The organism is Duganella sp. AC917, from assembly GCF_979258245.1.
Genome location: NZ_OZ409848.1, coordinates 5,370,017 through 5,383,614, shown reverse-complemented (window position 1 = coordinate 5,383,614; position 13,598 = coordinate 5,370,017). Strand labels below are relative to the sequence as shown.

Here is a 13,598-nt window from a genome sequence, read left to right as displayed (position 1 = left end):
TGGTCCAGATGTGATGCGTCAGACATCATGCCCGCATTAAAACCGAATTCCCTAGACCCGGGCTTCTAAAGGCCCGGCACCGCGTGTATTTTGTAACGTGATGGCGCTTCGCTTGTATTCTGACACCCTTTCCCTTACGCTGGAACGATGATGCGATTCCTTCTGTTTTTGTTGTTAGGTGTGACTGCCCCGGTGGTGATGGCACAAGCACCGAAGCTTGAACTGCCAAAGCTTGAGGTCTCGGTCAATCGCGTGGACGCCGACGCGCAGCACATGTACGAAGTGGACGCCACAGCGACAGTGGCGGCGCCACTGCCGAAGGTATGGCGCGTGCTGACAGGTTATGAACGGATGTCCGAATTCGTGCCGGACCTGGAGTCGTGCAAGGTCCTGTCGCGCAACGGGAATGAAGTGATCATCGAACAATTCGGCGTGGCGCGCTTTTTGTTCATGTCCAAGGCGATCCATCTGATCGTGCGGGCGACCGAGCAGCCGATGTCGTCGATCGATATCTCGCTGATATCGGGCGACATGAAGCACTACGAATCGAAGTGGGAATTGGTACCGGTGCCCGAAACCGGCGGCACCAAAATCATCTACAGCGGCCGGCTGGTGCCGAACTTCTATGTGCCGGGCATCCTGGGCGCGAACATGATACGCCACGATATCGAACACATGATGAGCGCCGTCGTGGCGCGCATCGAGCGCCGCGACGACACGGCCAAACGCGGTGGCCAGCCGTCGGTCCAGGCCACGCCGGCCGTTCCCGTCACGCCGCCGGCGCCGACGGCGCCCAATCAGGCCAGGTAGGTATCGCGCGAGCGCAGCTCGGCGAAGTTTTCCAGGCTGCCGATCTTCACCAGCACCGGATTCAAACTCAATTTGCTCTGCATCGAGCGCCAGGCGAACTGCCACTCCTGCTCCTGCGCTTCGGCGGCCGTCTTGGTGAAGGCGGCGCCCAGCGCGGCGCGGGTGCCGTATTCGACGGCGCCGTCGATGCCCGCCCAGCTGGGGAGCGTGCGCTGCACCGCGCGGTGCAGGCGCTCGCCGAATTCCTCGGAGTTGTGGATGATCAGGCAGGCGTCGGCCGAGAACAGCTCGAACAGCTTGCGGTCCCACGCCTTCGAGAAGCTCAGGGTCAGGCAGTTGGAAGCCGGGACGAGGATGAACTGGCCCTGGGTCAGCGCCAGTTCCAGGTCTTCGCGCACGCCGTAGCGGTGCAGGGTTGGAGGGCGTTGGTAGTCGTGCATGTTGGTACTCTATTCTTTACAGGTTATTTGACCGGGGCGCGGCGCACGTGGCGGTGCGAGCGCATCGCCGCCGACGCGATGAAGATCTCGCGCAGCAGGTAGCAGAAGCTGCCGATCAGCGCCAGCATCGCCACCACGAACATGCCGGCGATGTATTTGTCCAGCGGGGTGTTGGTGATATCGCCCAAAAACAGCATCGCGATGACCAGGCAAATCAGCAGGCCGCAGGCGGTGGACAAGGTGATCGAAGCATTGATCAGGTGCGATCGCCGGTATAGCACATCGAGTTCGTTCAGATAAACGTCGCTGTAACCGATGTCGAGCCGGTCCTCCAGCACCCGCGAGCGGTCGATGATGCGTGCCAGCCGGTTGGTCAGCACCATCAGGTTGGTGCACACGCCCGTCAGCAGGAACACCGGCGCGATGGCCAGCTGGATAATGTGGCCGATATCGCCGATCTGTATATTCATGAGTGCATGTAAGCTGGTGTTAATGCGCGCCTCTCTGGGCTGTCGATATTGCTACTGAAGCCGTAGTGTAGCAGCCCGGGGCGTGCCCGGGCCGTTTCCTGCCCCGAATCTGCATCCTCTCTAGGTAATTGCGGCAAATGCGCGGCTGCGCTTGAACTGCTCGGTCGCGCCGACCAGCGCGCGGGCGATACCCTTTTCCATCGCGCCGTGGCCGGCGTCGGGAATCATGTGCAGCACCGCGCCCGGCCACGCTTCGCGCAGGCGCCAGGCCGACACCGGCGGACAAATCACGTCGTAACGGCCCTGCACGATCACCGCCGGCAGATGGGCGATGCGGCCGATGTCGCGCATCAGCTGCCCCTCGTCGAAGAAGCCCAGATTGGCCATATAGTGCGATTCCAGCCGTCCCACGCCCAGGTCGAGCGCGTCCGACGGCGGGTCTTCCGGCTGCGGCAGCAGGAATACGCGGCGGCCTTCGAAGCGGCTCCACGCGCGCACCGCCGGCCAGTGCACCTCCGGATCGTCGCTCATGATGCGGTCGACATAGGCCTTCAGCAGGTTGCCGCGCTCCGCCTCCGGAATCGGCGCGATGAACTCCTCGTACACCTCCGGGTGGAACCACTGCGCGCCGTACAGGAACCAGTCAATTTCCGCCTGCGTGCACAGGAAGATCCCGCGCAGCACAAAGCCCAGGCAGCGCTCGGGATGCGCCTGGCCGTACGCCAGCGCCAGCGTCGATCCCCAGGAGCCGCCGAACACCAGCCACTGCCCGATGCCGAACAGCGCGCGCAGGCGTTCGATGTCTTCGATCAGCAGTTGCGTGGTGTTGTTGCGGCACTCGCCCAGCGGCAGCGATTTGCCGGCGCCGCGCTGGTCGAACAGGATCACGCGGTACTGTTCCGGGTCGAAAAAGCGGCGGTGCTGCGGCGACAGGCCGGCGCCCGGGCCGCCATGCAGGAAGATGACCGGAATACCGTTCGGATTGCCGACCTCCTCCCAGTAGATCGTGTGCAGGTCGTCGACCGCCAGCATGCCGTGCCGGGTTGGCAGGATGGGCGGGAACAGGGGCGAGATCGGGTCGAACATGGCTATCCTTTGGGCGTCGATAGCAGATTGTACGAAAAAAAAGCCAGGATCGCGAACGAACCCGGCTTCGATTGCGGCGGCGGCATGCTTGCCGCGCCACGTGGCGCCTTACGACATGTGCTGGCCGCCGTTGATGGCGATGTTGGCGCCGGTGACGAATGCCGCCTCGTCCGATGACAGGTAGGCCACCAGCCCGGCCACTTCTTCCGGCTTGCCCAGGCGCGCCATCGGAATTTGCGGGATGATTTTGGTGTCGAGCACGTCCTGCGGAATCTCCATGACCATCTTGGTGCCGATGTAGCCCGGCGAAATGGTGTTGACGGTCACGCCCTTGCGCGCCACTTCCAGCGCCAGCGCCTTGGTGAAGCCGTGCATGCCGGCCTTGGCCGCCGAGTAGTTGGTCTGGCCGAAGGCGCCCTTCTGGCCGTTGACCGACGAGATGTTGATGATGCGGCCCCAGCCGCGCTCAACCATGCCGTCGCACACCGGCTTGGTCATGTTGAACACGGAGTCCAGGTTGGTGGCCATGACGGCGTCCCAGTTCGGCTTGTCCATCTTCTTGAAGGTCATGTCGCGGGTGATGCCGGCGTTGTTGACCAGCACGTCGATCGGACCGATGTCCTTTTCGATGGCCGCCACGCAGGCTTGCGCCGAGTCGTAGTCCGCCACGTCGCACGGATAGGCGCGGAAGTTGAAACCCTGGTCGCGCGTCGTGGCGAGCCACTGCTCGACCTTCGGATTGCCAGGGGAATACGTCGTGACCACGTTATAGCCGAGCGCCGACAGTTTGAAACACACCGCTTCGCCCAGACCGCCCATACCGCCAGTTACCAATGCAACTCTTGCCATTTTATTGTCCCCTCTTCGTAGTTGATACCAAACTTCGCTGACACCAAAGTTCGCGCGCCGCCCCGCGACCGCGGAGGCGGCATGTTTATTGTTAAGGACGCTCGATCGCCAGCGCCACGCCCATGCCGCCGCCGATGCACAGCGAGGCCAGGCCTTTCTTGGCGTCGCGGCGTATCATTTCGTGGATCAGGGTGACCAGGATGCGGGCGCCGGACGCGCCGATCGGGTGGCCGATGGCGATAGCGCCGCCGTTGACGTTGATCTTGCTGGTGTCCCAGCCCATTTCCTTGTTGACGGCGACGGCCTGCGCGGCAAACGCTTCGTTAATTTCCATCAGGTCCAGGTCGTCCGGGGTCCAGCCGGCTTTTTTCAGGCACAGGCGGCTGGCCGATACCGGGCCCATGCCCATCAGCGCAGGGTCCAGGCCGGACGAGGCGTAGGCCTTGACCTTGGCCAGCACCGGCAGGCCCAGTTCCTTGGCCTTGGTGGCGGACATCATGATGACGGCGGCGGCGCCGTCGTTCAGGCCGGACGCGTTGCCGGCGGTCACGCTGCCTTCCTTGTTGAACGCAGGACGCAGGCCGGCCAGGCCTTCGATGGTCGAGCCTGGCTTGATGTATTCGTCGCTGTCGAAGACCACGGTGCCTTTTTTATTGGCAATTTCCAGCGGCAGGATCTCGTCCTTGAACTTGCCTTCTTTTTGAGCGGCTTCTGCCTTCAGCTGCGATTGCAGCGCGAATTCGTCCTGCTCGGTGCGCGAGATATCGTGTTTTTTCGCAACGTTCTCGGCCGTGATGCCCATGTGGTAGTTGTTGAACGCGTCCCACAGGCCGTCGACGATCATGGTGTCGACCATCTTGATCTCGCCCATGCGGAAGCCGTCGCGCGAACCCGGCATCGCGTGCGGCGAGGCGCTCATGTTTTCCTGACCGCCGGCAATGACGATTTGTGCGTCGCCGCATTTAATCGCCTGGGCCGCCAGGTGGGTGGCTTTCAAACCGCTGCCGCACACGTGGTTGATGGTGAATCCGGGAATGGAATCTGGCAGGCCGGACTTGATGACCGCCTGGCGGGCCGGATTCTGGCCGACGCCAGCCGTCAGCACCTGGCCCAGGATCGCTTCGCTGATCTGGCTTGGATCGATGCCGGTCTTGGCCAGCAGGCCCTTGATCACGTGCGCGCCCAGGTCCGAGGCCGCGATCTTGGCGAGGCTGCCGCCGAATTTGCCGACACCGGTGCGGCCAGCGGCCACGATAACTACATCATCCATATGACTCTCCAATACGCCGGCACGGCCGGCTTAGTTTAGCAACAACATTGATCAACTACGTGAACGTCGATAATACGCCTACGGCGGCGAGGCCGTGGGGGGTTTCGATTGTGCGTCGCCGCGAGGAACGGTCGCTATGTGTCTAGCAGCATCCATGCCAGCGGCTGGCGGCGTTGCGGCCTTATCGTAAGCGCCCGGATTTGGCGGCACTTTGATTTACGTCAACCTTTGCCTTCGACCAACCTCAATACACATTCTGAAGAAACAATGTTAATTTGTCACGACAATAATCTGATACCGTCGAGCGAGGCGGCGCACTGTTCACGTATCACTTTGACAAAGTCGAGCACATAGGCTTTGTGCTTTTGCGACTCCGGCACCGAGACGAACAAGTCGCTCCACAGGCCGTGGTCGCCAACAGGTTTGGCGATGACGTAGTCGTAGTCGACGTAGTTTTTGATGGCCCAGTTGGGCAGGGCGGCAATGCCGCGGCGGCTGGCGACCAGTTGCAACACGGCTACGGTCAGCTCGGCGGTGCGGCGCTGGACCTGGACGCCGGCCGGTTGCAGCACTTCACGGATCAGGTCGATGCGGTTTTCCGGCACCGGATAGGTGATCAGGGTCTCGCCCTCGAAGTCGGCCGCGTGCAAGCGGCGCTGCATGGCCAGCCGGTGCTTTTGCGCCATGACGACCAGGATTTCATAGCGGAACAGCGGGAAGGTTACGAAATCCGGGCCATACGGCGAGCCGATGACGAGGTCGGCGGCGCCGCTGCGCAGCAGTTCGGCCGGCTCGCTGTGGAAACCGGAGACCAGATCGATTTCCACGTCCGGCCAGCGTTTGCGGAACTCGTCCATGACCGGCATCAGCCAGTCGAAGCAGGTGTGGCATTCGAGCGCGACGCGCAACTGGCCGGTGTCGCCCTGGGTCAGGCGGGCCACTTCGCGCTCGGCCGCCTCGATCTCCGGCAACAGCATATCGGCCAGTTTGAGCAGCCGCGCACCTGTTGCGGTAAAGCCGATCGGTACGGATTTTCGCTCAAAAAGCGGCCCACCGTAGCGATCTTCCAGTAACTTGATTTGATGCGACAACGCCGACTGGGTCAGGTTGAGCAGTTGGGCGGCGCGCACCAGGCTGCCTGCCGAACGAAGCGCGCTCAGGGTGCGAAGGTGGCGTATCTCTAGCATGGTCTATTAATAATTTTCATGTGAAACTACAAAATCTTTCGTTTTGATTATAGACCGGAATGCCGCAAACTTTATCGCATCAATATTAAATGCGGATGACACCGATCATGACACCATCAAATAAAGCAGGCGAGAGCCACATCCACACGCACATTCCGGGATTTCCCCGCATCGGCGCCTCCCGTGAACTGAAGTTCGCGCTCGAGTCGCACTGGCGCGGCGAGCTCGCGGAGGCCGAACTGGAGAAAATCGGCAGGGAACTGCGCGCCCGCCACTGGGCGCTGCAGGAGCGAGCCGGGCTGGATTTCGTCACCGTCGGCGATTTCGCCTTCTACGACCAGGTAGCCAATCATGTTCAGCTATTGGGCTGCGAACCGGCGCGCTACCGCTTCGATCCGCGTCAATCGCAGCTGAGCCGCTATTTCGCGATGGCGCGCGGCGATGGCGGCGGTGCGCACAAGGAATGCGCCACCGGCTGCGGCCACGAGCATGCTCACGATACCGGCACGCACGCGTCAGCCGCGCTGGAAATGACCAAATGGTTCGACACCAATTACCATTATCTGGTACCGGAATTCACGGCGGAAACCGCATTCTCGCTGGCCTGCGAGCGGCTCTTTGACGAGGTCGCCGAAGCGCAGGCACTCGGCCACGCGGTCAAGGCCGTGCTGCTTGGTCCGCTCAGTTTCCTGTGGCTGGGCAAAGAAAAGGGCGCGGGCGAGCCGGGTTTCAACCGCCTGGACCTGCTAGACAAACTGTTGCCGGTGTACGGCGCGGTGCTGGACCGGCTGAAAGCACAAGGCGTGCAATGGGTGCAGGTGGACGAGCCGATCCTCGGGCTGGACCTGCCGGCGCCGTGGCGCAGCGCGTTTGAAAACACCTACTGGCAACTCAATCAGGTCGGCGTGCCGCTGCTGCTGGCGACTTACTTTTCTCCACTGGAAGAAAACCTCAGCCTGGCCTGCCGCCTGCCCGTGGCGGGATTGCATGTGGACGGCGTGCGCGCCGCGCACGAGCTGACCAGCATCGCCGACTGGCTGCCTGTGCACAAGGTGCTGTCGGTCGGCATCGTCGACGGCCGCAATATCTGGCGCACGGATCTGGACGCGGCGCTGGCCACCTTGGCGCCCATCGTCGACAAGCGTGGCGGCAAGCTTTGGCTGTCGTCGTCGTGCTCGTTGCTGCACGTGCCGTTCACGCTTGCGGCCGAGCACGCGCTCAACGCCGACACCAAATCGTGGCTGGCCTTCGCCACCGAAAAACTCGACGAGCTGTTTGTGCTGAAGCAAGCGTTGCAAGGCATCCACGAGTCCTCGGTCAGCGACGCGCTGGCGCTCTCGCGCGCGGCGCTGGCGCGGCGCGGCGCCAGCGAACGCGTACACCGGGCCGCCGTGCGCGAGCGCCTGGCCACGCTGGGCGACGATGCCGACCGCCGGCGATCGGTCTTCGCGCAGCGGCAGGCCGTGCAGCGCGCGCGGCTGCGCCTGCCGGACTTTCCGACCACCACCATCGGCTCGTTCCCGCAAACGCCGGCCATCCGCGCCGCCCGCGCCGGTTTCAAGCGCGGCGAACTGAGCGCCGCCGAGTACGAAGGCAAGATGCGCGACGAGATCGCCTACGCGGTGCGCCGTCAGGAGGATCTGGGACTGGACGTGCTGGTGCACGGCGAGGCCGAGCGCAACGACATGGTCGAATACTTCGGCGAGCAGCTCGACGGCTTCGTCTTCACGCGGCTGGGCTGGGTGCAGTCGTACGGCTCGCGCTGCGTCAAGCCGCCCATTATTTATGGCGACGTCAGCCGTCCGAAGCCGATGACGGTGGACTGGACCGTGCACGCGCAAAGCCTGACCGGCAAACCGATGAAGGGCATGCTGACGGGACCGATCACTATCCTGCAATGGTCGTTCGTGCGCGACGACCAGCCGCGTTCGCGCACCGCGCTGCAACTGGCGCTGGCGATCCGGGACGAGGTGGACGATCTGCAGCGCGCCGGCATCGGCATCATCCAGATCGACGAGCCCGCCGTGCGCGAAGGGTTGCCGCTGCGCCGGGGCCGCTGGGATGACTATCTGGCGTGGGCCACGCGCGCGTTCCGCGTCTCGGCCGGCGTGGCGGCGGACGGCACGCAGATCCACACGCACATGTGCTACGCGGAGTTCAACGACATTTTGCCGCAGATCGCCGCCATGGACGCGGACGTGATCACGATCGAGACCAGCCGCTCGGACATGGAGCTGCTCAATGGCTTCGGCCAATTCCGCTACCCGAACGAGATCGGACCGGGCGTGTACGACATCCACTCGCCGCGCGTGCCGGGGCAAGCCGAGATGGTGCGGCTGCTGCGCAAGGCCAGCGCGGTGATTCCTGTTGGCAATCTCTGGGTGAATCCTGATTGCGGCCTGAAGACGCGCGGGTGGGCGGAGACGGAGACTGCGCTGCGCAATATGGTGGCGGCCGCCCACCAGCTGCGGGCCGAGCACGCGGTGTACTGATATCTCCCAAGGCCCGATCCCGCCTATTTGCTTGCGCGCAAGCGTATCGGGCCTCCCCTTCAGCCGTTTTCCACAGTAGAATGCTCGTGCCTGCGCATGCGCGCGAGGTTGTTCACCTCATATACCTCTCATACTGTCGCCCATGTCCAAGAGCCTGTTTCAAAAGCCCATCGAAATCAAGATTTCCACCGTGGTCGCCGTTTCCGCCATCCTCGCGACCGCCGACAGCATCGCTCTCGACGCCGCGCTGGCCGAAATGACCGGCGGCACCACCGACTTTTTTGAAGACGACCTGGCGGTGATCGACGTCGCCGCGCTGCCGGCCGGCAGCGATCCGGTCGACTGGGCCGGCATCATCGCCCTGTTGAAAAAATACCGCCTGAATCCGGTCGCCGTGCGCAACGCGCCGCCGTCGATGGCCGCCGCCATCGCCGCCCACGGCCTGAGCCTGGAAACGGCAACCAAGCCGCGCGCCGACGAGGCCGACGCGGCAGCGGCCAAAACAGCCGCCAAGGAGGCTGCCAAGGCCGCAGCCCCGGCGCCAGCACCGGCCCCAGGCAAGCCGCCGGTCGCGGCAGCGACCGCCGCCGCAGCCACCGACGGCCTGCCCGGCAACGCCGGCGTCATGATCATCGACACGCCGGTGCGCGCCGGCCAGCGCATCTATGCGCGCGGCTGCGACCTGATCATCACGGCGGTCGTCAACAACGGCGCCGAAGTCATCGCCGACGGCAGCATCCACGTCTACAACACGCTGCACGGCCGCGCGCTGGCGGGCGCTTCCGGCAATCCCGAGGCCCGCATCTTTGCCATGACCATGTCGCCGGAATTGGTGTCAATTGCCGGCGTTTACCGCACTTTTGAAGACGGCTTCCCCGCCGAGTTCGCACGATCCCCTGCGCAAATCCGCTTGGTCGGCGACCGAATCGATATACTATCTATCAATTCCGCGAACCGCGCCTGATTGGCCCGCTGTTCGTCTCTCTGAAAAGGATTATTTGTGGCGAGAATCATTGTAGTGACGTCCGGCAAGGGCGGTGTCGGTAAGACGACTTCCAGCGCGAGCTTCTCCACCGGTCTGGCGATGCGCGGCCATAAGACCGCCGTCATCGATTTCGACGTCGGCCTGCGCAACCTGGACCTGATCATGGGTTGCGAACGCCGCGTCGTCTACGACCTGATCAACGTGATCAACAAGGAAGCGTCGCTGACCCAGGCGCTGATCAAGGACAAGCACTGCGACAACCTGTTCATCCTGCCGGCCTCGCAGACGCGCGACAAGGATGCGCTGTCGGAAGACGGCGTGGAAGTCGTGCTGCATGAACTGATCAACATGGGCTTCGAATTCATCATCTGCGATTCGCCGGCCGGTATCGAGCACGGCGCGCTGATGGCGCTGACCTTCGCCGACGAAGCGATCATCGTCACCAATCCGGAAGTGTCGTCGGTGCGCGATTCGGACCGCATCCTCGGCATCATCCAGGCCAAGTCGCGCCGCGCCCAGACCGGCGGCGAGCCGGTCAAGGAACATCTGCTGATCACCCGCTACTCGCCGAAACGCGTGGAAGCGGACGAAATGCTGTCGTACCAAGACGTGCAGGAAATTCTGCGCATTCCTTTGATCGGCATCATCCCGGAATCGGAATCGGTGCTGCACGCTTCAAACCAGGGTAACCCGGCCATTCACTTCAAGGGCACCGATGTTGCGGAAGCCTACGAAGACGTGGTGTCGCGCTTCCTCGGCCAGGAATTGCCGTTGCGCTTCGTCAATTATGAAAAGCCAGGCCTTCTGCAGCGTATTTTTGGGAGCAAGTGACCATGGCCCTGCTTTCTTTCCTGTTCCCGCAAAAACAGAAAACCGCGACAGCGGCCAAGGAGCGGTTGCAGATCATCATCGCGCGCGAGCGCAATGGCCGCAGCGGTCCGGATTTTCTGCCGGCGCTGCACAAGGAATTGATCGAGGTGATTTCGAAGTACACCAAGGTCAACGCCGACGACATCAAGATCTCGCTCGATCGCCAGGGCAACCTGGAGGTGCTGGACGTCAACGTGGTGCTGCCGGACGCTTGATGCACTAAACGCCAGTCACGAAGCGGCGGGTTCGGCGGCCCGCCAACGTGTCGTCCGCGACACAATTACGCCGGATGCGCGACGACGCCATCCTGCGCGACACCCGCAGTCACCAGCAAGGCCGCCACCTTGGCGCAGGCCTCCACGTGCTGGTAGCCGATCTGCCGGAACGCGAAAAATCCCAGCCCGGCCGCAGCGATCTGGCCGGCAAACGGCACCATCTTGCCAGCCTGGCGCGCCACCGTTTTCATGCCGGTGCGGCGCAGCACGTGCGACACCAGCTCGCGCGTGATCACCTTGCCGATCAACATGCCACCTACGCCAACCGCCGCCTCATAGGCGATCAGTTTGAATTTCGGCTGCAGCTGCTCGATCTGCTCGTCCGATAACCCGAACTCGTGGTTGATGTCGTCGATCAGCTGCGCAAACAGGCGCATGTCCGACAACAGGTCCAGGCCCGGAACCGGCACCGCCGCCACGCCGGCCGACACCATCGCGCGGCGCCGCACCAGTTTGCGGCAGCGTTCCCGCACCGCAGCGATGTCGCTGGCGGTGCCTGGAACCAAGGTCCAGTTGGTGTTGTTTTTGAGCCCCATCGCGCCTCCCGGAAGAACTGAAATTTATTTCCTGATTTCAACTTCTTCATTGAATTCGGGTTTTTTCCAGTGTACCTTGTACTCACCAACACGACGCGCACGATGAAAAAGTGACATTGTCAAAGCGAAAAGCTTTATGTCCCAAAAAAAATATTTAATCATTCTGCCAATTAATTTGTGAATCTCTGTTATATTTGACGTGACATCTCTTTAACATATATTTCCTACAGGCAGCAGTATGAGAATCGCCGTACTCGACAACGACCGCAGCCAGGCAGACTTGATCTGCCAGGTATTGACTTCCGCCGGCCACATTTGCCACAGTTTTCAGACAGCAAAGGACGTGCTGGCACAGCTGCGTAAAGACAGTTACGACATGCTCATACTCGACTGGCAGGTGGTCGACCTGACCGGTGCCGAAGTGATGCGCCGCGCTCGTGAAAAGCTGCCCGACAGCGCCCCCGTGCTGTTCCTCACGACCAGTTCCGGCGAGGACGATATCGTCGCCGGCCTGGCCGCCGGCGCCGACGATTACATGATCAAGCCGCTACGCCGCAGCGAGATGGTCGCGCGCGTGCAAGCGCTGCTGCGCCGCGCGTATCCGGCCCAGAACGGCGCTGAACAATTGCAATTCGGTCAATACGTTTTCGAGACCCGGCCCGGCCGTTTGTTGATGGATGGCGTAGTTTTGGACGTTACCCACAAAGAGTTCTACCTCGCACTGTTATTTTTCCGCAACATCGGCCGGCCACTGTCGCGCGCCTATATTCACGAGGCCGTGTGGATCCGCGAGACCGCCGTGCCGTCGCGCACCATGGATACCCACGTTTCGCGCGTGCGCAACAAATTGCAGTTGAAGCCGGAGAACGGCTTCCGCCTGGTGCCGGTCTACAGCTACGGTTACCGTCTGGAAAAACTCGGCGCGGCCTAAATCTTCGCGCCGGCCTGGTCCGACGGAAGGGCCGCTGCTATGGCTTTAGGCAGCGTCGGGGCAACATAGAGGTACATCACGGTATAATGTCCGCTAATTCATCGTCCGGACCCGAAATGCAGCTGCTCGCCGTCGGCCTCAACCACAACACCGCACCGGTCGCGCTTCGCGAGCAACTGGCGTTCGCCCCTGACCAGCTCGGTCAGGCGGTGGTGGCGGCGCGTTCGTGGTTCGAGCGCATCGACCATCGCGGCAGCGACGAGGCGGCCATCCTGTCGACCTGCAACCGCACCGAGCTCTACGCGGCCAGCCAGGTGCCCGATCCGCTCGACGCCGGCGCCCATTTCCTGGCCGATTTCCACAAGTTGAACTACGCCGAACTGCGTCCGCACCTGTATTTGTTGCCGCAGCACGACGCCGTGCGCCACACCTTCCGCGTCGCCTCCGGGCTCGATTCGATGGTGCTGGGCGAAACGCAGATCCTCGGCCAGATCAAGGACGCTATCCGCACCGCCGACGAAGCGGGCGGCCTGGGCACCTATCTGCACCAGCTGTTCCAGCGCAGCTTCTCGGTCGCCAAGGAAGTGCGCAGCACCACCGAGATCGGCGCGCACAGCGTCTCGATGGCCGCCGCCGCCGTGCGCCTGTCGCAGCGCATCTTCGACAAGATCTCCGAGCAGAACGTGCTGTTCATCGGCGCCGGCGAGATGATCGAATTGTGCGCCACCCACTTCGCCGCGCAAAATCCGAAAACCATCACCATCGCCAACCGCACGCTGGAACGCGGCGAGCTGCTGGCGCACCGCTACGGCGGCCGCGCGATCCGCCTGGCCGACCTGCAGGACAAGCTGCACCAGTACGACATCGTCATCTCCTGCACCGCGTCGTCGCTGCCGCTGATCGGCCTTGGCATGGTGGAGCGCGCGATCAAGGCGCGCCGCCACAAGCCGATGTTCATGGTCGATCTGGCCGTGCCGCGCGATATCGAGCCGGAAGTGGCGCGCCTGAACGACGCCTTCCTGTACACCGTCGACGATCTCGGTAAAGTCGTGCAGACCGGTATGGAGAACCGCCAGGCCGCCGTCGCGCAGGCCGAGGCGATCATCGAGACGCGGGTGCAGTCGTTCATGCACTGGATCGACGACCGCGCCGTGGTGCCGGTGATTCAGAGTTTGCAGGAAAACAGCGAAGCGCTGCGCCAGATGGAGCTCGAACGCGCCCGCAAGATGCTGGCCAGGGGCGAGGATATCGACGCCGTGCTCGAAGCGCTGTCCAAGGGTTTGACCGCGAAATTCATGCACGGCCCGCAGCAGGCGCTGCACCGTGCCCAGGGCGACGAGCGCGCCCACCTGGCCGAGCTGCTGCCGCAACTGTTCCGCGGCCGCCGTTAGCGCCCC

14 protein-coding genes are annotated in these 13,598 nt (G+C 62.9%); 7 read left to right on the top strand and 7 right to left on the bottom strand.

Going from position 1 to position 13,598, the window contains the following annotated elements; genetic code table 11:
• Positions 1-198 precede the first annotated feature (198 nt).
• Entirely contained in the window at positions 199-810 is a 612-nt protein-coding gene (locus ACZ0BA_RS23530) for an SRPBCC family protein (protein WP_463453568.1), read from the top strand.
• Here the strand turns inward: ACZ0BA_RS23530 and ACZ0BA_RS23525 are convergent.
• From ACZ0BA_RS23525 to ACZ0BA_RS23500, 6 genes are all read right to left on the bottom strand, one after another.
• A complete protein-coding gene (locus ACZ0BA_RS23525) occupies positions 798-1,250 on the bottom strand; it encodes a hypothetical protein (protein WP_463453567.1) in 453 nt (150 codons plus the stop codon). The two genes, ACZ0BA_RS23530 and ACZ0BA_RS23525, sit on opposite strands and share 13 nt — an antisense overlap.
• Positions 1,251-1,273: 23 nt before the next feature.
• Positions 1,274-1,720 carry a DUF2721 domain-containing protein gene (locus ACZ0BA_RS23520; protein ID WP_090323960.1) on the bottom strand — a complete coding sequence of 149 codons (447 nt, stop codon included), beginning with the start codon at positions 1,718-1,720 and terminating at the stop codon, positions 1,274-1,276.
• 120 nt (positions 1,721-1,840) lie between these two features.
• Positions 1,841-2,806, bottom strand: a complete 966-nt coding sequence (gene pip / locus ACZ0BA_RS23515) for a prolyl aminopeptidase (RefSeq protein ID WP_463453566.1) — start codon at positions 2,804-2,806, stop codon at positions 1,841-1,843.
• A gap of 108 nt (positions 2,807-2,914) precedes the next feature.
• A complete protein-coding gene (phbB, locus tag ACZ0BA_RS23510; protein WP_463453565.1) occupies positions 2,915-3,655 on the bottom strand; it encodes an acetoacetyl-CoA reductase in 741 nt (246 codons plus the stop codon).
• A gap of 91 nt (positions 3,656-3,746) precedes the next feature.
• Positions 3,747-4,925: an acetyl-CoA C-acetyltransferase gene (locus tag ACZ0BA_RS23505; protein ID WP_463453564.1), complete on the bottom strand. Its 1,179-nt coding sequence runs from the start codon at positions 4,923-4,925 to the stop codon at positions 3,747-3,749.
• Positions 4,926-5,203: 278 nt separating this feature from the next.
• On the bottom strand, positions 5,204-6,112 hold the full coding sequence (locus tag ACZ0BA_RS23500; RefSeq protein WP_463453563.1) for a LysR family transcriptional regulator: 909 nt from the start codon (positions 6,110-6,112) through the stop codon (positions 5,204-5,206).
• 107 nt (positions 6,113-6,219) lie between these two features.
• Here ACZ0BA_RS23500 and metE point away from each other — a divergent pair, with 107 nt between their 5' ends.
• From metE to minE, 4 genes are all read left to right on the top strand, one after another.
• Complete coding sequence (gene metE, locus ACZ0BA_RS23495; protein ID WP_463453562.1) at positions 6,220-8,604, top strand: 5-methyltetrahydropteroyltriglutamate--homocysteine S-methyltransferase; 2,385 nt, start codon at positions 6,220-6,222, stop codon at positions 8,602-8,604.
• A 142-nt stretch (positions 8,605-8,746) separates the two neighbouring features.
• Positions 8,747-9,568, top strand: a complete 822-nt coding sequence (gene minC / locus ACZ0BA_RS23490) for a septum site-determining protein MinC (protein WP_463453561.1) — start codon at positions 8,747-8,749, stop codon at positions 9,566-9,568.
• 36 nt (positions 9,569-9,604) lie between these two features.
• On the top strand, positions 9,605-10,420 hold the full coding sequence (gene minD / locus ACZ0BA_RS23485) for a septum site-determining protein MinD (RefSeq protein WP_090323976.1): 816 nt from the start codon (positions 9,605-9,607) through the stop codon (positions 10,418-10,420).
• Positions 10,421-10,422: 2 nt separating this feature from the next.
• The gene (minE, locus tag ACZ0BA_RS23480; protein WP_090323978.1) at positions 10,423-10,674 is read left to right on the top strand and encodes a cell division topological specificity factor MinE; all 252 of its coding nucleotides are present in this window, start codon (positions 10,423-10,425) and stop codon (positions 10,672-10,674) included.
• Between the two features lie 65 nt (positions 10,675-10,739).
• On the opposite strand, the gene ACZ0BA_RS23475 is transcribed toward minE, so the two are convergent.
• A complete protein-coding gene (locus ACZ0BA_RS23475) occupies positions 10,740-11,270 on the bottom strand; it encodes a hypothetical protein (RefSeq protein WP_463453560.1) in 531 nt (176 codons plus the stop codon).
• A gap of 238 nt (positions 11,271-11,508) precedes the next feature.
• Between ACZ0BA_RS23475 and ACZ0BA_RS23470 the strand changes: the two genes are divergently transcribed.
• Positions 11,509-12,201 carry a response regulator transcription factor gene (locus ACZ0BA_RS23470; RefSeq protein ID WP_090323982.1) on the top strand — a complete coding sequence of 231 codons (693 nt, stop codon included), beginning with the start codon at positions 11,509-11,511 and terminating at the stop codon, positions 12,199-12,201.
• A 116-nt stretch (positions 12,202-12,317) separates the two neighbouring features.
• Positions 12,318-13,592 carry a glutamyl-tRNA reductase gene (gene hemA / locus ACZ0BA_RS23465; protein ID WP_463453559.1) on the top strand — a complete coding sequence of 425 codons (1,275 nt, stop codon included), beginning with the start codon at positions 12,318-12,320 and terminating at the stop codon, positions 13,590-13,592.
• Positions 13,593-13,598 lie beyond the last annotated feature (6 nt).